The organism is Kaistia sp. SLG-1, from assembly GCF_059699055.1.
Map to the genome: position 1 here is coordinate 2,220,708 of NZ_AP048544.1, position 21,933 is coordinate 2,242,640.

Annotated in this window: 23 protein-coding genes; 7 read left to right on the plus strand and 16 right to left on the minus strand. The window is 66.9% G+C overall.

Features of this window, described 5'->3' with window-relative positions; genetic code table 11:
• The first annotated feature begins 17 nt into the window (after positions 1–17).
• The 3 genes from AC6HZP_RS09945 (at position 18) to AC6HZP_RS09955 (ending at position 2,396) form a co-directional block, all read left to right on the plus strand.
• Positions 18–713, plus strand: coding sequence for a DUF1045 domain-containing protein (locus AC6HZP_RS09945; RefSeq protein ID WP_497526430.1), 696 nt, complete (start codon positions 18–20; stop codon positions 711–713).
• On the plus strand, positions 713–1,849 hold the full coding sequence (locus AC6HZP_RS09950) for an alpha-D-ribose 1-methylphosphonate 5-triphosphate diphosphatase (protein ID WP_497526431.1): 1,137 nt from the start codon (positions 713–715) through the stop codon (positions 1,847–1,849). Before AC6HZP_RS09945 ends, AC6HZP_RS09950 begins: the two co-directional genes overlap by 1 nt.
• A 97-nt stretch (positions 1,850–1,946) precedes the next feature.
• Positions 1,947–2,396: a nuclear transport factor 2 family protein gene (locus AC6HZP_RS09955; protein WP_201403410.1), complete on the plus strand. Its 450-nt coding sequence runs from the start codon at positions 1,947–1,949 to the stop codon at positions 2,394–2,396.
• 36 nt (positions 2,397–2,432) lie between these two features.
• On the opposite strand, the gene AC6HZP_RS09960 is transcribed toward AC6HZP_RS09955, so the two are convergent.
• Together AC6HZP_RS09960 and AC6HZP_RS09965 are read right to left on the minus strand one after the other, a co-directional pair.
• A complete protein-coding gene (locus AC6HZP_RS09960; RefSeq protein WP_201403411.1) occupies positions 2,433–2,918 on the minus strand; it encodes a L,D-transpeptidase in 486 nt (161 codons plus the stop codon).
• A 161-nt stretch (positions 2,919–3,079) separates the two neighbouring features.
• Complete coding sequence (locus AC6HZP_RS09965; RefSeq protein ID WP_497526432.1) at positions 3,080–3,541, minus strand: L,D-transpeptidase; 462 nt, start codon at positions 3,539–3,541, stop codon at positions 3,080–3,082.
• 280 nt (positions 3,542–3,821) lie between these two features.
• Between AC6HZP_RS09965 and panB the strand changes: the two genes are divergently transcribed.
• From panB to AC6HZP_RS09985, 4 genes are all read left to right on the plus strand, one after another.
• On the plus strand, positions 3,822–4,640 hold the full coding sequence (gene panB, locus AC6HZP_RS09970) for a 3-methyl-2-oxobutanoate hydroxymethyltransferase (protein WP_497526433.1): 819 nt from the start codon (positions 3,822–3,824) through the stop codon (positions 4,638–4,640).
• Positions 4,641–4,834: 194 nt separating this feature from the next.
• Positions 4,835–5,512: a tetratricopeptide repeat protein gene (locus AC6HZP_RS09975; protein ID WP_201403413.1), complete on the plus strand. Its 678-nt coding sequence runs from the start codon at positions 4,835–4,837 to the stop codon at positions 5,510–5,512.
• Positions 5,513–5,661: 149 nt separating this feature from the next.
• Positions 5,662–7,074: a ribosome biogenesis GTPase Der gene (der, locus tag AC6HZP_RS09980; RefSeq protein ID WP_497526434.1), complete on the plus strand. Its 1,413-nt coding sequence runs from the start codon at positions 5,662–5,664 to the stop codon at positions 7,072–7,074.
• 51 nt (positions 7,075–7,125) lie between these two features.
• A complete protein-coding gene (locus AC6HZP_RS09985) occupies positions 7,126–8,127 on the plus strand; it encodes an NAD(P)-dependent oxidoreductase (RefSeq protein ID WP_497526435.1) in 1,002 nt (333 codons plus the stop codon).
• A 201-nt stretch (positions 8,128–8,328) separates the two neighbouring features.
• Here the strand turns inward: AC6HZP_RS09985 and AC6HZP_RS09990 are convergent, their stop codons facing one another.
• The 14 genes from AC6HZP_RS09990 to AC6HZP_RS10055 all read right to left on the minus strand — a co-directional run bounded on the left by AC6HZP_RS09990 (position 8,329) and on the right by AC6HZP_RS10055 (position 21,872).
• On the minus strand, positions 8,329–8,523 hold the full coding sequence (locus AC6HZP_RS09990; RefSeq protein WP_497526436.1) for a type II toxin-antitoxin system HicA family toxin: 195 nt from the start codon (positions 8,521–8,523) through the stop codon (positions 8,329–8,331).
• Entirely contained in the window at positions 8,520–8,777 is a 258-nt protein-coding gene (locus AC6HZP_RS09995) for a DUF1902 domain-containing protein (protein ID WP_201403417.1), read from the minus strand. Before AC6HZP_RS09995 ends, AC6HZP_RS09990 begins: the two co-directional genes overlap by 4 nt.
• 57 nt (positions 8,778–8,834) lie before the next feature.
• A complete protein-coding gene (locus AC6HZP_RS10000; protein ID WP_244669892.1) occupies positions 8,835–9,569 on the minus strand; it encodes an SDR family NAD(P)-dependent oxidoreductase in 735 nt (244 codons plus the stop codon).
• 104 nt (positions 9,570–9,673) lie between these two features.
• The gene (gene purF / locus AC6HZP_RS10005) at positions 9,674–11,140 is read right to left on the minus strand and encodes an amidophosphoribosyltransferase (RefSeq protein ID WP_497526437.1); all 1,467 of its coding nucleotides are present in this window, start codon (positions 11,138–11,140) and stop codon (positions 9,674–9,676) included.
• An 82-nt stretch (positions 11,141–11,222) separates the two neighbouring features.
• Positions 11,223–11,924, minus strand: coding sequence for a CvpA family protein (locus tag AC6HZP_RS10010; protein ID WP_497526438.1), 702 nt, complete (start codon positions 11,922–11,924; stop codon positions 11,223–11,225).
• A 61-nt stretch (positions 11,925–11,985) separates the two neighbouring features.
• Entirely contained in the window at positions 11,986–13,443 is a 1,458-nt protein-coding gene (gene radA, locus AC6HZP_RS10015; protein WP_497526439.1) for a DNA repair protein RadA, read from the minus strand.
• Positions 13,443–14,573, minus strand: coding sequence for an alanine racemase (gene alr, locus AC6HZP_RS10020; RefSeq protein WP_497526440.1), 1,131 nt, complete (start codon positions 14,571–14,573; stop codon positions 13,443–13,445). Before alr ends, radA begins: the two co-directional genes overlap by 1 nt.
• Before the next feature lie 352 nt (positions 14,574–14,925).
• Complete coding sequence (locus AC6HZP_RS10025; protein ID WP_201403423.1) at positions 14,926–16,413, minus strand: replicative DNA helicase; 1,488 nt, start codon at positions 16,411–16,413, stop codon at positions 14,926–14,928.
• A 217-nt stretch (positions 16,414–16,630) separates the two neighbouring features.
• The gene (locus tag AC6HZP_RS10030; RefSeq protein WP_497526441.1) at positions 16,631–17,893 is read right to left on the minus strand and encodes a cyclopropane fatty acid synthase; all 1,263 of its coding nucleotides are present in this window, start codon (positions 17,891–17,893) and stop codon (positions 16,631–16,633) included.
• Positions 17,894–18,115: 222 nt separating this feature from the next.
• Positions 18,116–18,676 carry a 50S ribosomal protein L9 gene (gene rplI, locus AC6HZP_RS10035; protein WP_201403425.1) on the minus strand — a complete coding sequence of 187 codons (561 nt, stop codon included), beginning with the start codon at positions 18,674–18,676 and terminating at the stop codon, positions 18,116–18,118.
• 39 nt (positions 18,677–18,715) lie between these two features.
• Positions 18,716–19,663 carry a hypothetical protein gene (locus tag AC6HZP_RS10040; RefSeq protein WP_497526442.1) on the minus strand — a complete coding sequence of 316 codons (948 nt, stop codon included), beginning with the start codon at positions 19,661–19,663 and terminating at the stop codon, positions 18,716–18,718.
• A gap of 206 nt (positions 19,664–19,869) precedes the next feature.
• Positions 19,870–20,133: a 30S ribosomal protein S18 gene (rpsR, locus tag AC6HZP_RS10045; RefSeq protein ID WP_201403427.1), complete on the minus strand. Its 264-nt coding sequence runs from the start codon at positions 20,131–20,133 to the stop codon at positions 19,870–19,872.
• Positions 20,133–20,594, minus strand: coding sequence for a 30S ribosomal protein S6 (rpsF, locus tag AC6HZP_RS10050; protein ID WP_201403428.1), 462 nt, complete (start codon positions 20,592–20,594; stop codon positions 20,133–20,135). The genes rpsR and rpsF overlap by 1 nt, the downstream gene beginning before the upstream one ends.
• 411 nt (positions 20,595–21,005) lie before the next feature.
• The gene (locus AC6HZP_RS10055) at positions 21,006–21,872 is read right to left on the minus strand and encodes an aldo/keto reductase family oxidoreductase (protein ID WP_497526443.1); all 867 of its coding nucleotides are present in this window, start codon (positions 21,870–21,872) and stop codon (positions 21,006–21,008) included.
• Positions 21,873–21,933: the final 61 nt, after the last annotated feature.

Here is a 21,933-nt window from a genome sequence, read left to right on the forward strand (position 1 = left end):
AAACCGTCGAGATCATCTTGCGCTACGCCATCTATGCCACGCCTTCCGCCGATCATCCCCTGTCGCTCGCCGCGGCCCGCTGGCTCGGCCGCGACGCCTTCAGCGGCGAGGATCATCCGCTGCCGGAGGTCAACGGCTTCTCTGGCGGCACGATCGAGGCCTATCTGGCGGATCCGGCCCGTTATGGATTTCACGGCACGCTGAAGGCGCCGTTCACGCTGGCCGAGGGGCAGAGCGAGGCGGCGCTGATCGCGACGCTCGACGCCTTCGCGGCCGATGCGGCGCCGGTAACGGTTCCGGAACTGGTGATCCGCCGGCTCGGCCGTTTCTTCGCGCTCGTGCCCAACGAGCGCGTCGAGGCGCTGGACGCGCTGGCCGGCCGGGTCGTCGCCGATTTCGAGCCTTTCCGCGCGCCGCTTTCGGAAGCCGACATCGCCCGCCGCCGCGCTGCCGGGCTGACGCTCGACGAGGAGACGAACCTCATCCGCTGGGGCTACCCGTATGTGTTCGATGCGTTCCGCTATCACATGTCGTTGACCGGCCGGGTTCCGAAGGATGACGCGGAGCCGATGGCGACGGAATTGAAGCGCCATTTCGCCGATTTCGACGGCAAGCCCTTCGTACTCGACCGCCTGGCGATCTTCATCGAGCCGGAGCGCGGCGCGCCCTTCGTCGTGCATCATGTCGCGACGCTGGCCGGAGGCGCGCGCTGATGGCCGAGCAGATCTTCACAAACGCCCGGATCGTGCTGGAAGACGAGATCGTCGAGGGCAGCCTGCTGGTGCGCGACGGCAAGATCGCCGATTTCGACAGCGGCGCGACGCGCCATGGCGAGGATCTTGGCGGCGATTACCTCGTGCCCGGCTTCGTCGAGCTGCATACCGACCATCTCGAGAACCATTATGCGCCGCGTCCCGGCGTGCGCTGGAACCCGATCGCGGCGGTGCAGTCGCATGACGCGCAGGTCGCCGGCGCCGGCATCACCACCGTGTTCGATGCGCTGCGGGTTGGCATGGACGAGGACGCGCGCACCTCGACGGCCGAGATGCAGATGCTGGCTGACGCCATCGAGACGGCGAAGCGGGAGGAGCGGCTGCGCGCCGATCACCTCTTGCATCTGCGCTGCGAAGTGTCGGCGCCCGACGTCCTCGATGGTCTCGCCGGCTTCCTCGACGTGCTGCCGGTGCGCCTCGTCTCGCTGATGGATCATTCGCCGGGCCAGCGCCAGTTTGCCAGCCTCGACAGCTATCGCGCCTTCTATCAGGGCAAGATGGGCATGTCGGACGCCGCCTATGAGGCGTTCGCCGCCAAGCGCATTGCGCAGGCGGACGAGTTCTCCGCCTGGCACCGCCGCGAGATCGTTGATCTCTGCCATCCGCGCTCCATTGCCGTGGCGAGCCATGACGACGCAACGGTGGCGCATGTCGAGGAGGCGGCGTCCGACGGCGTCTCCATCGCCGAGTTCCCGACGACGATCGAGGCCGCCGCCGCGTCGCGCGCCGCCGATATCCAGGTGTTGATGGGCGCGCCCAATCTGGTGCGCGGCGGCTCGCATTCCGGCAATGTCTCGGCGGTCGTGCTGGCCGAGGCCGGGCAGCTCGACATCCTGTCGTCGGACTATGTGCCGTTCAGCCTGATGGTCGCCGTCTTCGCGCTGCCGGGGCTGGTGCCGTCGATCAGCCTGCCGCAGGCGGTGCGCCTGGTCACGCGGGCGCCGGCCGAGGCGGTCGGGCTCGACGATCGCGGCGCGATCCGTCCGGGCCTTCGCGCCGATCTCGTCCGGGTGCGCGCCGGCGAAGGCGTACCGGTGGTGCGCAGCGTCTGGCGCGAGGGCGAGCGCGTCTCGTAGCGGGCCGCCTCGCGCAGATGTGCGCTCCCTAGCCGGCGTGGCCGTTCTATGCTCCGTCGCCGGGTCGCCAGGACCCGGCGAGTAGGAGGAGCGTATCATGGCCACGCAACAAGGCGTTCATACCCATCCCGCAATGAACCCGGTGATCCGCAAGCTCGCGGACGAGATCCAGCCCCTGCTCGACGGGATCGGCGCCTGCATGGATCGCGGCGACGCGCGGGAGGCGGCAACGTACTTTACCGACGACGCCAATGTGATCAGCCCGAGCGGATTGACCGGTTCCGGCATAACCGGTGTCCAGCGCGTGCTCGCGGCCGACATGGCCTCGATCCTGAAGGGCACGCAAAGCCACTTCACGATCGAAGCGGTGCGGCCGCTCGGCGACGTCGCCTTCGTCGATGCGTTGCACGAGATCAGCGGCATCGAGGCGGCCGGCGGACAGCCTTTCCAGATCCATCTGGTCGCTCTCGTCCGCAAGCAGGGCAACAGCTGGAAGCTGCTGGAGGCGCGGCCCTATGCGTTCATGCCGCCGATGACCAAGCACTGACGCGCGGGTCGATCCGGCCCCGGCCCGGGGCCGGCGTTATTTCTCGACGATGATCGCCGTGCGCATCATGCCGATCTCGTGGACGGCCTTGAAGAACACCTCGGCATTCGCCTTGTCGAGGCGGACGCAGCCATGCGAGGCGGGGCGGCCGAGATGCCGGGTCTCGCTCGTCGCGTGAACCGCGATGCCGTCATTGAAGAAGACCGAATAGGGCATCGGCGCGTTCTCGTATTTCGACGAATAGTGCATCTCGTCGAGATAGTCGGGACGGAACTGGCCGGGCGGCGTTTCAAAACCCTTGCGGCCGGTCGAAACCTTCCAGCTATAGGTTTCCTTGACGCCGTTGCCGCGGTTGACCACGACGTCCATCTGCTGCTTCGAGAGGTTCACCGTGGCGCGGACGCCGGCCGGCGCCGGGAACAGCGAATTGGCGGAGGCGAGCTGCGGCAGGGTGATCAGCGCGGCGAAGGCAAGCGGGGCGACGAGGCGGCCCAAGGAGCGGACGACAGGGCGGGCGGTCATGGCGGCGGGTTCCCAAGTGGGGCTCAGTGTGGGGGCTTAGGGTGGGACTCGGTGTGGGACTCGGTCGGGCCGGAAAGCACAACCGTCGATATGTCTTAGCGCTCGTCCGAAACGCTGTCAGTGATCATCGTCACGCCAAGCGGGTCCGGGTTACGATTTTCTCAGCGTGTGATCACGACGCGCGCATTTTTCATGCCGCGCTCGGCGATCAGCTGGTAGAGCCGGCGGGCATTCTCGGGCGCCAGGCGGATGCAGCCATGCGAGGCCGGCCTGCCGAGCGAGCGGACATGCGGGGTACCGTGGATCGCATAGCCGCCATGGAAGAAGACCGAGTTCGGCATGGGCGCATCATCGTATTTGCGCGAGTACCACATCCGGTGCATGCGGGTTGGCCGGTAGCTGCCGACGGGCGTCCGGTAGCCCTTCCGTGCCGTCGAGACGTCCCAGCCATAGCGCGCCCGGCCATCGACATAGACGATCATCTGCTGCGACGAGAGATTGACGCGGGCGACGACGTCGGCCTTCGCGGCTTGCGGCGGGGCGGTGACGAGGGCGGCGATGCCCAGCGTCGCGGATAGCCCGAGCATGGCGAGGGGGCGGCAGAGGGCGAAGGGCGGGGGCATGCTCGTCTGGCTCCTCGAATATCCGATCATCCTGCCGTAAGGGTAACAGGAAATCCTGAACAACCGGTAATCCCGTTCACTTGATCCAGCCCATGCATGGTTGCAGGGGCAGGGTTGCAGCCATGGGGGATGTCGGCATGTCGGGAACGGTCGAATGAGCCGACGAACCGTGCTAGCAACACCCGGCCGGATGCTCTTTCCAGGGGATCCGCGTGGGCGCGAACCATTTGTCGTTCGCCCCGATCCGCAGGAAACGCTTTCGCGCCAAAGGAGAGCATGGATGTCCGTCGTGGCCCAGACCCGCCGTTTGACGGCGATCGATATCGGTAGCCGCAAGGGTGGCACGCCGATCGTCTCGCTGACGGCCTATCACGCCCATACGGCGGCGATCATGGATGCCTATGTCGACTTCATCCTGGTCGGCGATTCGCTCGGCATGGTCATGCACGGGCTCGAGAGCACGGTTCCCGTCACCCTCGACATGATGATCCTGCAGGGGCTCGCGGTGATGCGCGGCTCGAAGCGGGCGCTCGTCGTCGTCGACATGCCGTTCGGCTCCTATGAGGAGAGCCCGCAGGCGGCCTTCCGCTCGGCCTCGCGGATCATGAAGGAGACCGGCTGCGGCGCCATCAAGATGGAAGGCGGCGTGCACATGGCCGAGACGGTCAGCTTCCTGACCAAGCGCGGCATTCCGGTGATGGGCCATATCGGCCTGACGCCGCAGTCGATCAACACGATGGGCGGCTTCAAGGTGCAGGGCAAGAACGACGAGAGCGCGGCGGCGGTGATGGCCGACGCCAAGGCGATCGCGGAAGCCGGCGCCTTTGCCATCGTCGTCGAGGGCGTGATCGAGCCGGTCGCGCGCGACATCACGCGCGCGGTCGCGGTCCCGACCATCGGCATCGGCGCCTCGCCGGATTGCGACGGGCAGATCCTGGTGCTCGAGGACATGCTGGGCCTGTCGCCGCGCGTGCCAAAATTCGTCAAGAAGTTCGGCAATCTCGGCGGCATGATCGAGGAAGCGATCTCCGCCTATGCCGACGAGGTCAAGGCGCGCACCTTCCCGTCGCCCGAGCAGGTCTATACCAAGAAGGCCTGATTCCGGGCCGCCGGCCCGGGTTTTGGGGACCGCACGCAGGCCCGGCCGGTGTGCGCGTCCGCTCCCGATGCCACGGTGATGTTTCGGGCGCGGCGGCGAGCCGATATTCTCCTGGTTGACGGCGATCATCGATTTGCCAGCTGAGGGGCGCTTCGTTATGGTGCGCGCCGCTGACCGGAGCCGGAAAGAAGAGAATGACCGATATTTTTCACGAAGTGGAAGACGACCTTCGCCGCGAGAAGGCGAAGCGTCTCTGGGCTCGCTTCGGACCTTATGTTCTTCTGGTTGCGGTGCTGATCGTCATCGGCGTCGGCGGCTGGCGTGGCTGGGAATATTGGCGCGAGCAGCAGGCGGCCGCCGAGGGCGACCGTTTCGTCGCCGCGCTGAAGCTCGCCAGCGAAAGCAAGCATGACGAGGCGATCGCGGCGCTGAACGATATCGCGGCGACCGGCTCGGGCGGCTATCCCGTGCTCGCGAGCTTCCGGGCGGCTGCCGAACTCGCCGCCACCAAGAAGACCGACGACGCCGTGAAGGCGTTCGACGCGATCGCCGCCAAGGCCGATACGCCGCCGCTGTTGAAGTCGATGGCGCGGCTTCGCGCGGCGATGCTCGTCGTCGACACGTCCGATCTCGCCGGCATGAAGAGCCGCGTCGGCGATCTCGCCGAAGTCGGCAATCCTTGGCGCCACAGCGCCCGCGAACTGCTCGGCCTCACTGCCTGGCAGAAGGGCGACCTCGAGGCGGCGCGCGGCTATTTCCAGTCGATCCAGGACGATCCGGAGACGCCGCAGTCGATGCGCAGCCGCGCTCAGCTGATGCAGGACCTGATCCGTTCCAAGATCGGCGCGGCGCCGGCTCCGGCCAAGAGCTGATCTCCGGCCGAGCGGATCCGCTCGCCGTACCAACCGTTTTCGTCGTTCCGGGGCCACGCGGGGCGTGTTAGCCGGAACCTCGACGTGGCAGTCTTTCGGGAAGTCGCGGCCACCGCGGCTTCCCGTCGCCATTTGAGGCCCTACCCATCATGACCTTCACCGTCGCCATCATCGGCCGTCCCAATGTCGGCAAGTCGACCCTCTTCAACCGCCTCGTCGGCCAGAAGATCGCGCTCGTCGACGACACGCCGGGCGTGACGCGCGACCGCCGGCCGGGCGAGGCCAGGATCGGCGACCTCTATTTCACCATCATCGACACGGCCGGCCTCGAAGACGCCGATCCCGAGAGCCTCGAGGGCCGCATGCGCGCCCAGACCGAGATGGCGATCGAGGAGGCGGATGTCTCGCTGTTCCTGATCGACGCCCGGGTTGGCGTGACGCCGGTCGACGAGCATTTCGCCGAGCTGCTGCGCCGCGTCGGCAAGCCGGTCGTGCTGGTCGCCAACAAGGCCGAGGGCAAGCTTGGCGAGAACGGCGTGCTGGAAGCCTATTCACTCGGCCTTGGCGAGCCGATCGCGCTTTCCGCCGAGCATGGCGAGGGCATGGCCGACCTGTTCGCGGCGCTGCTGCCGTTCGAGCGGGAAGAGGACGAGCTCGACGACGAAGACGATGATTTCGACGCGCCGCTGCCGGTCGATCCCGAGACCGGCGAGGAGATCGAAGCGCCGCTCGACCTGACGAAGCCGATCAAGGTGGCGATCGTCGGCCGCCCGAATGCCGGCAAGTCGACGCTGATCAACACCATGCTCGGCGAGGATCGCCTGCTGGTCGGCCCCGAGGCCGGCATCACGCGCGACTCGATCTCGGTCGACTGGACCTGGAACGACCGCCGGATCAAGCTGTTCGACACGGCCGGCATGCGCAAGAAGGCGCGCGTCGAGACCAAGCTGGAGAAGCTCTCCGTCGGCGACTCGCTGCGCGCCATTCGCTTCGCCGAGGTGGTCGTGCTGATGCTCGACGTCACCATTCCGTTCGAGAAGCAGGACCTGCAGATCGCCGATCTGGTCGCCCGCGAGGGCCGGGCCTTGATCATCGCCTTCAACAAGTGGGACCTCGTCGAGGACCGCCAGGCGAAGATGGCGGAGCTGCGCGAGATGGCGGAGCGGCTGCTGCCGCAGGTGCGCGGCGTGCCGCTGGTGCCGCTCTCGGGCCTCACCGGTTCCGGCATCGACAAGCTGATGGGCGAGCTGCTCAAGGTCTACGCGACCTGGAACCGCCGCATTCCGACGGCGGCGCTGAACCGCTGGCTCGCGAGCGTGCTGGAGCATCATCCGCCGCCGGCCGTCTCCGGCCGCCGCATCAAGCTCCGCTACATGACGCAGCCCAAGGCCCGCCCGCCGACCTTCGTCGCCTTCTGCTCGCGCCCCGAGGCGCTGCCGGACGCCTATACGCGCTATCTGCTGAACGGCATCCGCGAACACTTCAAGCTCGCCGCCGTGCCGCTGCGCCTGCAGCTGCGCAAGGGCGAGAACCCGTTCGAGCACAAGGCGAAGAAGCGGTAGCTTCCCGGGGCCGGACAGGGCTCCCTGCCTCACGCAGATAGGATCGACGTCATGACATCGCCCATCCACGTCCTGATGACGGGCGATGATCTGCTGGAGCCGGCATCCCGGATCCTCGATCCGATCGGCGCCACGATCGAGACGATGAGCGGGCCGATCGACAAGGCGCGCATGATCGCGACGCTCGCGGCCCGGCGGTTCGACGCCATCCTCGTGCGGGCCAATCCACCGCTCGACGCCGCCGTGCTCGACGCCGCGCCGGGTCTCGCGCTGATCTCCAAGATGGGGGCAGGGGTCGACAGCGTCGACCTCGCCGGTGCGACCGAGCGCAACATCCCTGTGATGACGGCCGGCGACGCCAATGCCGATGCCACGGCGGAAATGGCGATCGCCTTGATCCTGGCGATCCGGCGCGATGTCGTGCGCCTCGATGCGCGGCTGAAGGCTGGCATCTGGGATCGCGGCCCCTACCGGGCGACCGAGCTTCGCGGCCAGACGCTGGGCATTGTCGGGCTCGGCCGCATCGGTCGCCGCGTCGGCGAGATGGCCCGTGCGCTGGGCATGCGCGTCGTCGCATCCGGCAGGCCCGGCGCTGCCGCGCCTCAGGCCGGCTTTGCCGTCATGCCGCTGCACCAGCTTCTGGCCGAAAGCGACATCGTCAGCCTGCACTGCCCGATGGATGCCAACAATCGCGGCTTCTTCGATCGAGAGGCGATTGCGCGGATGAAGCCGGGGGCGCTGCTGGTCAATACCGCGCGCGGCGGGCTCTTGAACGAGGCCGACATTGCCGAGGCGCTCGTCGACGGCCGCCTCGGCGGCGCGGCGCTCGATACGCTCGCGGTCGAGCCGCCGGCGGCGGGCAATCCGCTGCTGACGGCGCCCAACACGATCATCACCCCGCACATTGCCGCCGAGACGGCGGCGACCATGGAGCGCATCGCGTTGATGGGGGCGGAGAATATCGTGAACTGGTTCAGCCGGCGCGAGATCCTCGTCGACCGGCTGGTCAACCGCGCCGTGCTGTCACGACTAAAGGATGTTTCGGTCGTCTGACCGCTGGCGGGGGAGCGCATGCCACGCTGGCGGCGAAGCACCTTTTTGCACCCCTCCCTCAGGGAGAGGTCGACGCACGTAGAGGTCGTGCATCATCCAATCGACCGGCCGATCCGATTGACGCGATCCTGCTTCGCATCGAGCAGCAGGGCTGACGCGCCACACCCATGATTCAAGGGCCGGCCGAGGAAGCCGAATGGCTCAGAACGCCTTCGGAAGGCCTGCGTCCTTCAGGATCTTGCTGGCGGTATGGCGGGATCGGATGGATACCGGCACGGTAAATGGCAGGTCCGACTTCGGACTTCGCCAGATGTCGTGATCGCCGCGTCCATGTCGAACGAACCAGCAGCCGTTTGCGATCAGGATCGATCGAAGCGGCTTGCCGTAGTCGTTCATGCAGCCGTGCTCAGCCGTACCCGCGTGGTCGCATGGGCGACCACTTCGATCGAATATTCGCGTGTCGGGTTGTCGCGATCGGCGAGGAAGTCCGCTTCCTCGAGGAGGTCGGCGACGAGACCAGGCAACTGCTCGATCAGCGCTTCGAGCGTGTTGGATTCGGCGTTCAGGCCTGGGACATCGCTCGCCTCGACGAACCAGACACCCGCGTCCGGGTCGAGCGCCGCTTTCACGATGATGAGATGACCGGACATGAACAGGTCTCCAGTTGGCAACATCTGGCCACAGATGTCGCCATCCGGCAAGATCGCCTACAGGAAGCGCGTCACGTTCTTGCTCAGGAATTCGAACCGCGTGCCGTTGTCGGTGAAGCCGGGGGCGATCATGCGGACGATGTCGGGCGCGACGACACCGGGATGCTGCAGCGTGGCGGGATCCTCGCCGGGCCGGGCCTTGGCGCGCATCTGGGTGTGCAGCGGGCCGGGATCGAGCAGGTTGGCGCGGACGGTGCTGGAATCGATCTCCGCCGCATAGGTGCGGACGATCGCCTCGAGCGCTGCCTTGGAGGCCGAATAGGCGCCCCAATAGGGCCGGCAGGTCACCGCCGCGCCCGAGGTCAGGAACAGCGCGCGGCCGGCGTCCGACTGGCGCAGCAGCGGATCGAGCGAGCGGATCAGGCGATAGTTGGCCGTCACGTTGACGGTCATAACCGTATCCCATTCCTTCTGGTCGAGATGGGCGACCGGGGTGATCAGACCCAGCTGGCCGGCATTGCCGACGAGGCCGTCCAGCTTGCCCCAGCGCTCGTAGATCGAGTAGCCCAGCCGGTCGATCGCCTCGAGATCCTTCAGGTCGAGCGGCACCAGCGTCGCCGAGCCGCCCTTGGCCTTGATGGCGTCGTCGAGCTCCTCCAGCGCGCCGACCGTGCGGGCGATCGCGATGACATGCGCGCCGGCCTCGGCCACCGCCAGCGCGGCGTTCCAGCCGATGCCGCGCGAGGCCCCGGTAACGACAACGATGCGGCCGGAGAGAGCGGGTGTAGTCAAGGAGGCGTCCAATCGAGCTTCGGGAGAGTGCCCGGTCCGGGCTGACGATCCGGCGTCCGGGATGGCCGGGCGCCGGAAGGGGCGGGGATGGGAGGCGGGGTGGTTCAGCTCGCCTCGGCGAGCCGGGCCAGCGGCTGCACCTTGCCGCGATCCTCGAAATCGGCGAGGCGGGTCGGATAGTCGCCGGTGAAGCATGCGTCGCAGAACTGCGGGGCGGCGTTGTCGCGCTGGGCCTCGCCGACGGCGCGATAGAGGCCGTCGATCGACAGGAAGGCCAGGCTGTCGGCTTTGATGAAATCGGCGATCTCCTGCACCGACATGTGCGAGGCGATCAGCTTCGATTTCTCCGGCGTGTTGACGCCGTAGAAGCAGGAATCGGTCGTCGGCGGGCTGGCGATGCGCATGTGCACCTCGGCGGCGCCCGCGTCGCGCACCATCTGCACGATCTTCATCGAGGTGGTGCCGCGCACGATCGAATCGTCGACCAGCACGACCCGCTTGCCGGCGATCACGTCCATATTGGCGTTGTGCTTGAGCTTGACGCCCATGTGGCGGATCGCGTCGGTCGGCTCGATGAAGGTGCGCCCGACATAGTGGTTGCGGATGATGCCGAGGTCGAACGGGATGCCGGCGGCTTCCGCATAGCCGATCGCCGCCGGAACGCCGGAATCCGGCACAGGCACGATCACGTCGGCGTCGATGCCGCTTTCGCGCGCCAGCTCGGCGCCGATGCGCTTGCGGACCTGGTAGACGCCGCGGCCGTCGACCGACGAATCCGGGCGGGCGAAATAGACGTATTCGAACATGCAGAAGCGCGAACGCTGGCGCTCGAACGGGAAGAAGCTCTCGATGCCCTCGTCGGTGATGATGACCACTTCACCGGGCTCGACGTCGCGCACATAGGTCGCGCCGATGATGTCGAGCGCGCAGGTCTCGGAGGCGAGGATATGCGCGTCTTCGAGCTTGCCGAGCACGAGAGGGCGCACGCCGAGCGGATCGCGGCAGCCCATCATCTTCTTTTCCGACAGCGCGACGAGCGAATAGGCGCCCTCGATGCGGCGGATGGCGTCGATGAAGCGGTCGAGCAGCTGGCCGTGGATCGAGGTGGCGATCAGGTGGATGATCGTCTCGGTGTCCGAGGTCGACTGGAACAGCGAGCCGCGCCGCTGCAGCTCGCGCTTCAGCGTCATCGCGTTGGTGAGATTGCCGTTATGCGCGACAGCGAAGCCGCCGCCGGCGAATTCCGCGAACATCGGCTGCACGTTGCGCAGGCCGACGCCGCCGGTCGTGGCGTAGCGGTTGTGGCCGATGGCGCGCCGGCCGGGCAGGCGGTCGATCACCGTCTTGCGGGTGAAGTTGTCGCCGACGAGGCCCATATGGCGCTCGATCGAGAACTGGCGGCCGTCATGGGCGGCGATACCGGCCGCCTCCTGGCCGCGATGCTGGAGAGCATGCAGGCCGAGCGCGGTCAGCGCGGCCGCATCGTCATGGCCGAAGACGCCGAAAACGCCGCATTCCTCTCGGAGATGGTCGTCGTCCGAGTCCATCGGCAGCATCGAAAAGTCGTTCATTTCCGGTCCTCATAACCCGAACAGGCGCCCTGTCGCGGGCGTCTCAGGGATTGGTCAATTCCCCCGGTCATTCCGGCGTCGGCTATTGCTCCGGCCCTTCGGCTGGCGCTTCGCCATTGTTATCGAACAGATTGTCCAGGCCTTGGCGCTCCTGGGATCCGTAGCTCGGCGTCGGCTGCTGCGGCGCTGCGCCCGGCTGCGGGGCCGCCGCCGGCGCACCGGCATCGGGCGCTTCGTCGACAGGCGTGTCCGTGGGGGACGCCGTATCCTCGCCGCCGCGGTGCAGCCGATCCTGTATCGTCTTCTCGATGTCCTCGGGCAAGGCCGCGACGAGCTTGTCGGCTAGTGACTTCAACATAGGCGCGCTTTGCGCATCCGCAACCCATGCCGGCTGGCGATCGGAGAGGATCCAGGACAGGAAGGCGAAGGCGATCACCACCAGCAGCAGGCCGCGCGCCACGCCGAAGCAGAAGCCGAGGATGCGGTCGAGCAGGCCGACGCGGCTGTCGATGACGAAATCGGAGATCTTCATCGCGACATAGCTCGCGATGATCAGCGCGACGAAGAAGATGCCGGCAGCGGACGCGATGACCGCCACGTTCTTGTTGGCGATGTAGGGCTCCACGAAGGGCAGCAGCGACTTGTAGAAGAAGAAGGCCGCCGCCGCCGCCAGCGCCCAGGAGGCGACCGACAGCACTTCTCGGACGAAGCCGCGCACCATGGCCAGCATGGCCGAGATCAGCACGACGACGAAAACCACACCGTCCAGTATCGTGACCGGCATACCTATCCTGACCCCTCAAGCCACGCGCTCTTGCCCATCGGTGGGGTTTAGCCCGTCGCGCTCACGAATCCAATGCCTCATCGGCCACAGCCGACCGTCGTCTTTCGGCCTGGTCGGGCACGGCGCGGCGCTCGGGCCGTGTCCCGGAGGCCGCGATGGTGGCCACCAGGGCGGCGAGCTGGTCGATCCCCTGCAGTCCGGGAACGGCGCTGGCGTCCTTGTCGATCGAGACGAGGGGCAGCACGGCCCGCGAAAAACCTAGCTTTTGCGCCTCTTTCAGCCTTTGCGACGCCTGCGAAACCGGCCGCACGGCGCCCGACAGGCTGATCTCGCCGAAATAGACGCAATCGGCCGGCAAGGCGATGCCGGAGAGCGAGGAGACGAGCGCCGCCGCCACTGCGAGATCGGCCGCCGGCTCAGCAATTTTCAGCCCGCCGGCCACCGCCAGATAGACGTCGTTCGGTCCGAGCTTGATGCCGCAATGCGATTCGAGCACGGCGATCACCATGGCGAGGCGGCCGGAATCCCAGCCGACAACGGCGCGGCGCGGCGTGCCGAGCGGCGAGGGCGAGACGAGCGCCTGGATTTCGACCAGAACGGGACGCGTGCCCTCCATGCCGGCGAAGACGGCGGCGCCGGGCGAGGCGGCGTTGCGCTCGCCGAGGAAGAGCTCCGACGGATTGGGCACTTCGCGCAGGCCGCTGCCGGTCATCTCGAAGACGCCGATCTCGTCGGTCGCGCCGAAGCGGTTCTTTACCGCTCGCAGGATGCGGAAGTGATGGCCGCCTTCGCCCTCGAAATAGAGCACGGCGTCAACCATGTGCTCGACGACGCGCGGGCCGGCGATCTGGCCGTCCTTGGTGACGTGGCCGACAAGAACCACCGTCGCGCCGGAATGCTTGGCGTAGCGGATCATCGCCTGGGCCGAGGCGCGCACCTGCGACACCGTGCCCGGCGCCGATTCCGCCAGCTCCGTCCACAGCGTCTGGATCGAGTCGATGATGACGAGCGCCGGCACCGGGCCGGCCTGCAGCGTGGCGAGGATGTCCTCGACGCTGGTCTCGGCCGCAAGCGCCACTGGCATGTTGGCGACGCCCATGCGCTCGGCGCGCAGGCGAACCTGCGCCACGGCTTCTTCACCGGAGATGTAGACGACGCGTTCGCCTCGTGCCGCGAGCGCCGCGGACGCCTGCAGCAGCAGCGTCGACTTGCCGATGCCGGGATCGCCGCCGACGAGGAGCGCCGAGCCGCGCACGAAGCCGCCGCCCGTTACGCGGTCGAGTTCGGCGATGCCGGAGGGAATGCGCGGCGCGTCGGCGCTGCCGCCGGAGAGCGGCTGCAGCTCGACAATGCGGCCGCGCTTGCCGCCGGCGCTCTTGGCGGGGCCGCCGCCGATGCCGCCCGTGGCGCTTTCCTCGACCAGCGTGTTCCACTCGCCGCAGGCTTCGCAGCGACCCTGCCAGCGCGGGCTGGCGGCGCCACAGTTCTGGCAGATGTACTGGATCTTGGCCCGGGCCATCACACGCCTCCGACGTAGTGGCGGTCGTAGCGGCCGCCGAGGCTGGTCAGGAGTTCATAGCCGATCGTCCCGGCCGCCGAGGCGACCTCGGCGAGCGGCATATCACGGCCGAACAGCTCGACCCAGTCGCCGCGCTCCGCTTCCGGGATATCGGTGACGTCGATCGCCATCAGGTCCATCGAGATGCGGCCGACGAGCGGCGCGCGCCTGCCATGCAGGAAGGTCTCGGCGCCCTTGGCCGCGTCCGTCGAGCTCGCATGGCGGTGGTAGCCGTCGGCATAGCCGGTCGAGAGGATGGCGATGCGGCTCTGGCGATGCACCGTTTCCGCCGCGCCATAGCCGACGGTCTCGCCCGCCGGCACGTCGCGGATCTGCACGATGCGCGCCTCGGCGGTCACGACCGGCTCGAGCGGCGGCAGGTCGATCCGGTAGGTGCCGCCATAGAGGCCGATGCCGGGGCGAACGAGATCGAACTGGAAGTCGCGGCCGAGCGTGATGCCGGCGGTGTTGGCGAGCGACACGGCGACGCCCGGAAACAGGCTCTTGACGTCCTGCATCGTCGTGAGCTGGCGGGCGTTGAGCGGATGATCGGGCGTGTCGGCGCAGGCGAGATGGCTCATCACCAGGGAAAGGCCGAGCTTGTCGAGCCTAGCCTTGTCGCTCGCGAGCTCGCGCGCCTCGTCGAAGGTAAGGCCGAGCCGGTTCATGCCGGTGTCGACATGCAGCGCCGCCTGGCCGGTGCCGCCGGCGGCGCGATAGGCGGCCCAGTCCTCCAGCTCGCCCGTCGAGCCGATCACCGGTCGCAGATGGTTCGCCGCATGCATCGAGGCGAGATCGCGCGCCAGTCCGTTCAGCACGTAGATGGTGGCGTCCTTCAGCACCGAGCGGAGGCGAACCCCTTCCTCCGGCAGCGCGACGAAGAAGCTGCGGCAGCCGGCGGACGAGAGGGCGCGCACGGCCGGCTCGACGCCGATGCCATAGGCGTTGCCCTTGACGGCGGCGCCGGTCTCGGCCGCGCCGGCCTGCGCATCCAGCGTGCGCCAGTTGCGCGCCAGCGCCGCGAGATCGATCGTCAGCCGGTTGCCGGCCGTGATCGGCGTTTCGACGGGATTGGGATCTGATTGTTCCATCGGGAGAGGGTACGCGATTCTCGGTCGTCGGCGGGCGATCATGGACGGGAACTTCCTGCCTCCCGTCTCTCCGATTTTCGCGGCGATCTCAAGGCGGTAGCCCGCACATCTCGAGAACGCCAACCTCATCATGCTGAGGAGGCCGCAGGGCCGTCTCGAAGCACGCAGAGAGGTCGTGCCATCGATCTGTTGCCCGGAGGCCGTGCGTCCTTCGAGGCCCGAGCTGCGCTCAGGCACCTCAGGATGATGGAAATCGAGCGCTGCATGACGGCTGGAGAGGAACGCGCAGAGGCCTCCCCAAGGCGAGAGGTGAATTGCGCCTGTGCTTCAGGGCAGCCGATGCGTCAGGCCGCTACTCGAAGGATTCGGGCAGGTGGTCGCGCCTGGCGAGGTTGGAGAAGCGGGTGATCTCCGCCTCGAACTGCAGCGGCACGGTGCCGGTCGGGCCGTGGCGCTGCTTGCCGATGATCACTTCGGCGACGCCGGCGACCTGCTCCATCTCCGCCTGCCACTTGAAGAACTCTTCGGTGCCTTCCTTCGGCATCTTGCCCTTCAGGTAATATTCGTCGCGATAGACGAACATCACCACGTCGGCGTCCTGCTCGATCGAGCCGGATTCACGCAGATCCGCGAGCTGCGGCCGCTTGTCCTCGCGCGCCTCGACCTGACGCGAGAGCTGCGACAGCGCGATGACAGGCACGGCGAGCTCCTTGGCGAGCGCCTTCAGGCCGGTGGTGATTTCGGTGATTTCCTGCACGCGGTTGGCCTGGCCCTTGCCGGAGCCCTGCAGCAGCTGGAGGTAGTCGATGATCAGGAGGTCGAGGCCACGCTGGCGTTTCAGCCGGCGGGCGCGGGCCGTCAGCTGCGCGATCGAGATACCACCGGACTGGTCGATGAAGAGCGGAATCCGCGCCATTTCGCGCGAGGCCTCGACGACCTTGGCGAACTGGCGCTCGTCGAGCGAACCGCGGCGGATATGCGAGGACGAGACGCCGGATTGCTCGGCGACGATACGCGTCGCCAGCTGTTCGGCCGACATTTCGAGCGAGAAGAAGCCGACGATGCCGCCATTGACGGACTTGGTCGACCCGTCGGGCTGAACTTCGCCGCGATAGGCCTTGGCGATGTTGAAGGCGATGTTGGTGACGAGCGAGGTCTTGCCCATGGCCGGACGGCCGGCGAGCACGATCAAGTCGGACGGTTGCAGGCCGCCCATCTGGCGGTCGAGGTCGTCGAGGCCGGTCGAGATGCCGGAGAGATGGCCGTCGCGCTGGTAGGCGGCGCTGGCCATGTCGATCGCGGCCTTGAGCGCGTCCTCGAAGGACTGGAAGCCGCCTTCGTTGCGGCCGGTTTCGGCCAGCGCGAACAGGCGGCGCTCGGCGTCCTCGATCTGCGCCTTGGGTGGCATGTCGATCGGCGCGTCGAAGGCGATGTTGACGACGTCCTCGCCGATGCCGATCAGCGAACGCCTGAGCGCCAGATCGTAGATCGAGCGGCCATAGTCCTCAGCGTTGATGATGGTCGTCGCCTCGGCGGCGAGGCGGGCGAGATACTGCGCCGGATTGAGCTCGCCGATGGCGAGGTCCGCCGGCAGGAAATTCTTCAGCGTGACCGGATTCGCGATCTTGTTCTGGCGGATGATCTGCGCGATGAGCTCGTAGATCTGCTTGTGCACCGGCTCGAAGAAGTGGCCGGGGTCCAGAAAGTCCGAGACGCGGTAGAACGCCTCGTTGTTGACGAGAACGGCGCCCAGAAGCGCCTGCTCGGCCTCGATGTTGTGCGGCGGCTGCCGGTAAAACTCGGCAGGCTGCGGCTGCGCGGCTCGTGCTGGAACGTTCATGGTCAACTTGCTCTCAATCCCCTGAACCTTAGTTAGGCGCAGGTATGGCCGATCTCCTAGCGTTTGCTGGTTTGTGCCCGTTATCCAGAGGCCCGGACCGAGGATCCCCGGCGATTCGCACTTCCTGCTTGCACGACGCGATTCATGGACGATCCGGCCACGGTAGTGGCCGATTCGCCCATGAAGATGACGTCCGTATGTCTGGACTGCGAAAAGATTATCCGCCGCCGGCCAGTTTCAGCGACGGTCGCGTGCCGGCCTTGTCGCGGATCCGGAGCGCTTCTTCCGCCTGCCAGATGTAGTCCCGCGTCAGCGGCAGCGCGTTCTGGTCGCGGACGATCTGGATCTGGAAGATCATCATGTCCTGGTAGCGGAACGCGGTTTCGGAAGCGGCGAGGTAGAACTCCCACATCCGGCAGAACGCCTCGTCATAGAGCGCCACCGCCTCGTCGCGTCGGGCCATGAAGCGTTCGCGCCAGGCCTTGAGCGTCTCGGCATAGTGCAGCCGCAGGATCTCGACGTCCGTGACCTTGAGACCCGCCTTCTCGATGGCCGGAAACACTTCCGAGAGGGCAGGGATGTAGCCACCCGGGAAGATGTATTTCTGGATCCAGGAGTTGGTCTCGCCGGGTTCGTCGAAGCGGCCGATGGCGTGCAGCACCATGACGCCGTCCTCGGTCAAAAGCTGGCGCGCCTTGTCGAAGTATTCGCGAAAATGCCCGACGCCGACATGCTCGAACATGCCGACCGAGATGATGCGGTCGAACTGGTTCTTCAGCCCGCGATAGTCCTGGAGCAGGAACTTGGCGCGATCGGCCATGTTGAGCGCGGTGGCGCGCGCGTTGGAGACCTTGTGCTGCTCCTCCGAGAGCGTCACGCCGGTGACGTCGACATCCGCGTGGGTGGCGAGGTAGAGGCCGAGGCCGCCCCAGCCGGAGCCGATGTCGAGCACCCTCTGTCCCGGCGCGAGCGCGAGCTTCGCGGCGAGATGGCGCTTCTTGGCGAGCTGCGCTTCCTCGAGGCTGGTATCCGGCGTCTCGAAATAGGCGCAGGAATATTGCTGGTCGCTGTCGAGGAAGAGCGAATAGAGCCGTCCGTCGAGATCATAGTGATGGGCGACGTTCTGGCGCGAGCGGAACGGCGTGTTCCACTGCCGGAAGCGGCGGGTCAGGACGCGGAGGCGGTAGAGCGCCCGCATCCACCAGGACCGGCCGCCGCTGCCGGTGTTCTGCAATACGACTTCGAGGAAGTCGTAGATCGAGCCGCGCTCGACGACGAATCCCCCGTCCATGAAGGTCTCGCCGAGTTTCAGCTCAGGGTTGGTCATCACCGCCCGTTCCGCGGCGGCGGTGGTGAACCGGACGCGGACTGGAATTCCGCTGCCGTCGCCGAAACTGTGAAGCCTTCCTTTGGCGTCGATAACTTCGAGCGATCCATGCTTCAGGACGCCCGACAAGTAGTTGATGAGCAACCGGTTCATCGTGATCCGCTGCCCCCTCCTGAATGGCTTGGTTTACCAAGGCAGGTTGCGACATGGCGGTCGGTGACGTCCGGCCGTCTACTGAATGGTAACTCCGATTCCGTCGCGTTATCAACCCGGTAAGCAGGGATATGACGACGTAGCGACACCCAAGAAAAAAGGGCGCCGCGATTGCCGCGGCGCCCCTCGAAAATAAGGCTCCCTTGCGGAAGCTGAGACCGATTAGATCTCTTCGTCGTCGACGCCGGCGAAGCCTTCGCCTTCCGGCAGCGGCTCGAGCTCGAAGTCATCCTGGACGGCCGACAGGTCTTCGCCCTGCGACTGGCGGGCAGCCTCGTCAACCGAACGCGCGACGTTGATCGTCACGGTGGCTTCGACTTCCGGATGCAGCGCGATCACGACGTCATGCAGGCCGATCGTCTTGATCGGAACTTCGAGCACGACCTGGCTGCGGCCGACCGAGAAGCCGTTCTCGCTGACCAGCTCGGCGACGTCGCGGCTCGAGACCGAACCGTAGAGCTGGCCGGTCTCGCCGGCCTGGCGGACGACGATGAAGGACTGGCCGTTGAGCGCCTCGGCGACCGTGTCGGCATCCTTCTTGCGCTCGAGGTTGCGGGCCTCGAGGTGAACCTTCTCGGCCTCGAAGCGCTTCTTGTTGGCTTCGTTGGCGCGGAGCGCCTTGCCCTGCGGCAGCAGGAAGTTACGGGCGTAGCCGTCCTTGACGTGAACGATCTCGCCCATCTGGCCGAGCTTGGCGACGCGTTCGAGCAGAATGACGTCCATGAGAGTGACTCCTTCGAAGTTTGAATCAGGAATGTTGACTTACGAGATGCCGGTCCGCGCCGCGAAGCGGCGGGCCCGGAATTGAAGCGCCGTGTCGACCAGTCCGACCACGGCCATGATGCCGAGCGGCAGCAGGAAGACGAAGCTGACGGCATAGACGAGGAAGAGCAGCAGCGGCCGCGCCGCCTTGCCGAGCAGCATGGCGTGCAGGAGGCCGAAGCCGGTCAGGGCGAAGGCGAAGCCGATCGCGCCGGCGACGGCCGCGGCGATCTGGCCGGGGACACCCGGGATCATGCTGGCGACGAAGGCGGCGCCGAACAGGAACGCGGCCTGCTGCGGCAGCACGACGGTCCAGAGCGGCGTCCATTCGCGCTGCAGCAGCCCCGACATGCGGGCGATGCGGGCGCCGAGCCAGGTCGAGAGCACGAGGATGCCGAGCGTCAGGCTGGCCGAGGTGAACGGCATCAGCGCGATGTTGAAGCGGATCAGCGGCTCGATCTCGGCGTCGGTCGGCGTCATGCCGTCGGAGGCCGATTCGGCCAGCCAGCCCTTGAGCACCGTCATCGTCTGGCTGATCAGCGCCTCGGGGTCATAGCCGAGCACGATGCCGGAGACGACGACGGCGACCGCGACGACGATCGCCGCGCGGAACAGCACCGAATCGAGCGGAAACCACTGCCGGCCGTCGCCCGTCTCGTCGGGGCGGGACAGGCCGATCAGATGGGCGACCCAGGCGACGGGCGCGGCGAACAGGATGAAATAGAGGCCGCCGGCGATCGGGCCGATGGTGAAGCCGATCAGCGCGGAGGCGAGCACCGCCGCGGCGGCGCCGGACATCGTGCCGAATCCGAGGCCGGCGATGGCGATCGGCAGCGGCGACAGGATGAAGAGGGGGAAGGCGAGCGCGGTGCCGCTGATGAGGCCGGCGAACAGAAGCGCCGAGGCCATTCCGGCGCCGAGGCCGATCAGGATGTTCCGCATTGTCATATCTCGCTGTCCCGCTTCGAGAGCGGTTAGAGGACGGTCAAAGACGCCGGCCCCAACCAAGTCTTCGCCCAATGGGCGATCGAACAAGTCTTTGCCCGGAGGGCAATCGAAAATCTGGCCCCGGAGGGCGTGTCGGGCCGGCGAGGCGTCGGCCCGACGAATTCAGCCGGTCGCGTATCGGGACCGAAGTCCCGGCGACCGAAGTCTTACTTGATCACGTAGGGGATCAGGCCGAGGAAGCGGGCGCGCTTGATCGCCTGGGCGAGCTCGCGCTGCTTCTTGGCCGAAACGGCCGTGATGCGGGACGGAACGATCTTGCCGCGCTCGGAGATGTAGCGCTGCAGGAGACGGATGTCCTTGTAGTCGATCTTCGGCGCATTCGGGCCCGAGAACGGGCAGGTCTTGCGACGACGGAAGAACGGGCGACGCTGGCCGCCGCTGGACGCGCTGGTGGTGCCGATCTCAGCCATTATTCAGCCGCTCCTTCAGATTCTTCCGAGCGCGGACGACGCTCGCCACGGAAACCGCCGCCGGCGCCACCGCCGAAGCCGCCACGCGGACGGTCGCCACGATCGCCGAAGCGGCCGCCGCGATCACCGTCGTCACGGTCGCGCTTCTGCAGCATGGCCGACTGGCCTTCCTCATGCGCCTCGACCTTGAGGGTCAGGATGCGGAGGATGTCTTCGTTCATGCGCTGCTGACGCTCGAGCTCGGCCACGGCGGCTGCCGAGGCGTCGATGTTCATCAGCGTGTAGTGCGCCTTGCGATTCTTGCGAATGCGGAACGCAACGGACTTCAGGCCCCACTGCTCGATCTTGCCGACCGAACCGCCATTGGCCTCGATGAGGCCCTTGAACTGCTCGGTCAGTGCTTCGACCTGCTGTGCGGACACGTCCTGTCGCGACAGAAATACGTGCTCATAAAGCGGCATGATTGCCCTTCCTTTTCGTTTCCCGGCGCCAAGCCTCACCGAAGCCTTCGAGAAAGGCTGATCGGTACAACTTCGAGAGCGGAGACACGGGAAGACGGGATCTGCGATCCCTGCGGCTCTCGCCGCCTTCCGTTCAACCCCCGGCCGGGTGTCGTTACGACGGGCGGTGCATATACGGGAATGGCGGCGAAGGCAAGGTGCGAGCGGGATTTCTTGGTGCGCCGGCTGTGTGATCCGGGCTCAGGAAAGTCCCTCACCCAACCCTCTCCCGCAGGCGGGAGAGGGCCAGGACTGCGGCCTTTCATCGGCCTTATAGCGCGGCCAGGTTTAGAGCCGGCGTCAAGACCGGCGCCGACGAACTCCCTCTCCCGCCTGCGGGAGAGGGTTGGGGGTGAGGGTCTTGTCGAGCCCTCAGCCGCCGATGCCGTTCAGCTCGGCAATCGCGTCGTCCGGCAGGACGAGGTCGGCGACGGCGAGATTTTCGCGGAGGTGGGCGACCGACGAGGTGCCGGGAATCAAGAGGATGTTCGGCGAGCGCCGCAGCAGCCAGGCGAGCGCCACCTGCATCGGCGTTGCGCCAAGGCGGGCGGCGACCTGGTTCAGCGTGGAGGACTGCAGCGGGCTGAAGCCGCCGAGCGGGAAGAACGGCACATAGGGAATGTTCTGGCGGGCGAGATCGTCGATCAGCGCGTCGTCGCCGCGATGCGCCAGATTGTAGTGGTTCTGCACGCAGGCGATCTCGGTGATCCCGCGGCCTTCGGCGACCTGGGTCGCCGTGACGTTGCTGAGGCCGATATGGCGGATGAGCCCCTGCTGCTGCAGTTCCGCCAGAACCGTCAGCATCGGCTCGATCGAGCCTTCCGCCGGCCCGTGGATGTCGAAGGAGATGCGCAGATTGACGACCTCGATCACGTCGAGGCCGAGATTGCGGAGATTGTCGTGCACGGCCTCGCGCAAGTCGTCCGGGGCGAGGGCGGGGAGCCAGGACCCGTCCGCGCCGCGCCGGGCGCCGAACTTGGTGACGAGGACGAGATTGTCCGGATAGGGATGGAGAGCCTCGCGGATCAGCAGATTGGTGACGTGCGGGCCGTAGTAGTCGCAGGTGTCGATGTGGTTGACGCCTTGCGCGATCGCCTCGTGCAGCACGGCGATCGCCGCGTCATGGTCGCGGGGCGGGCCGAACACGCCGGGGCCGGCCAGCTGCATGGCGCCATAGCCGAGGCGGTTCACGGTGCGGTGGCCGAGCTTGTAGGTGCCGGCGCGATCGATCGAGGACATGAGCTCTCTCCTTCAAGGGGGCGACGCAGAGATAGAGAGTGCCGGCGCTCGGGATAATCCG

Coding starts and splice junctions, on each gene's coding strand:
- AC6HZP_RS09950 (WP_497526431.1), top strand. CDS start 713: ATGGCCGAGCAGATCTTCACAAACGCCCGGATCGTGCTGGAAGACGAG.
- AC6HZP_RS09955 (WP_201403410.1), top strand. CDS start 1,947: ATGGCCACGCAACAAGGCGTTCATACCCATCCCGCAATGAACCCGGTG.
- AC6HZP_RS09960 (WP_201403411.1), bottom strand. CDS start 2,918: ATGACCGCCCGCCCTGTCGTCCGCTCCTTGGGCCGCCTCGTCGCCCCG.
- AC6HZP_RS09965 (WP_497526432.1), bottom strand. CDS start 3,541: ATGCCCCCGCCCTTCGCCCTCTGCCGCCCCCTCGCCATGCTCGGGCTA.
- panB (WP_497526433.1), top strand. CDS start 3,822: ATGTCCGTCGTGGCCCAGACCCGCCGTTTGACGGCGATCGATATCGGT.
- AC6HZP_RS09975 (WP_201403413.1), top strand. CDS start 4,835: ATGACCGATATTTTTCACGAAGTGGAAGACGACCTTCGCCGCGAGAAG.
- der (WP_497526434.1), top strand. CDS start 5,662: ATGACCTTCACCGTCGCCATCATCGGCCGTCCCAATGTCGGCAAGTCG.
- AC6HZP_RS09985 (WP_497526435.1), top strand. CDS start 7,126: ATGACATCGCCCATCCACGTCCTGATGACGGGCGATGATCTGCTGGAG.
- AC6HZP_RS09990 (WP_497526436.1), bottom strand. CDS start 8,523: ATGAACGACTACGGCAAGCCGCTTCGATCGATCCTGATCGCAAACGGC.
- AC6HZP_RS09995 (WP_201403417.1), bottom strand. CDS start 8,777: ATGTCCGGTCATCTCATCATCGTGAAAGCGGCGCTCGACCCGGACGCG.
- purF (WP_497526437.1), bottom strand. CDS start 11,140: ATGAACGACTTTTCGATGCTGCCGATGGACTCGGACGACGACCATCTC.
- AC6HZP_RS10010 (WP_497526438.1), bottom strand. CDS start 11,924: ATGCCGGTCACGATACTGGACGGTGTGGTTTTCGTCGTCGTGCTGATC.
- radA (WP_497526439.1), bottom strand. CDS start 13,443: ATGGCCCGGGCCAAGATCCAGTACATCTGCCAGAACTGTGGCGCCGCC.
- alr (WP_497526440.1), bottom strand. CDS start 14,573: ATGGAACAATCAGATCCCAATCCCGTCGAAACGCCGATCACGGCCGGC.
- AC6HZP_RS10025 (WP_201403423.1), bottom strand. CDS start 16,413: ATGAACGTTCCAGCACGAGCCGCGCAGCCGCAGCCTGCCGAGTTTTAC.
- AC6HZP_RS10030 (WP_497526441.1), bottom strand. CDS start 17,893: ATGAACCGGTTGCTCATCAACTACTTGTCGGGCGTCCTGAAGCATGGA.
- rplI (WP_201403425.1), bottom strand. CDS start 18,676: ATGGACGTCATTCTGCTCGAACGCGTCGCCAAGCTCGGCCAGATGGGC.
- AC6HZP_RS10040 (WP_497526442.1), bottom strand. CDS start 19,663: ATGACAATGCGGAACATCCTGATCGGCCTCGGCGCCGGAATGGCCTCG.
- rpsR (WP_201403427.1), bottom strand. CDS start 20,133: ATGGCTGAGATCGGCACCACCAGCGCGTCCAGCGGCGGCCAGCGTCGC.
- rpsF (WP_201403428.1), bottom strand. CDS start 20,594: ATGCCGCTTTATGAGCACGTATTTCTGTCGCGACAGGACGTGTCCGCA.
- AC6HZP_RS10055 (WP_497526443.1), bottom strand. CDS start 21,872: ATGTCCTCGATCGATCGCGCCGGCACCTACAAGCTCGGCCACCGCACC.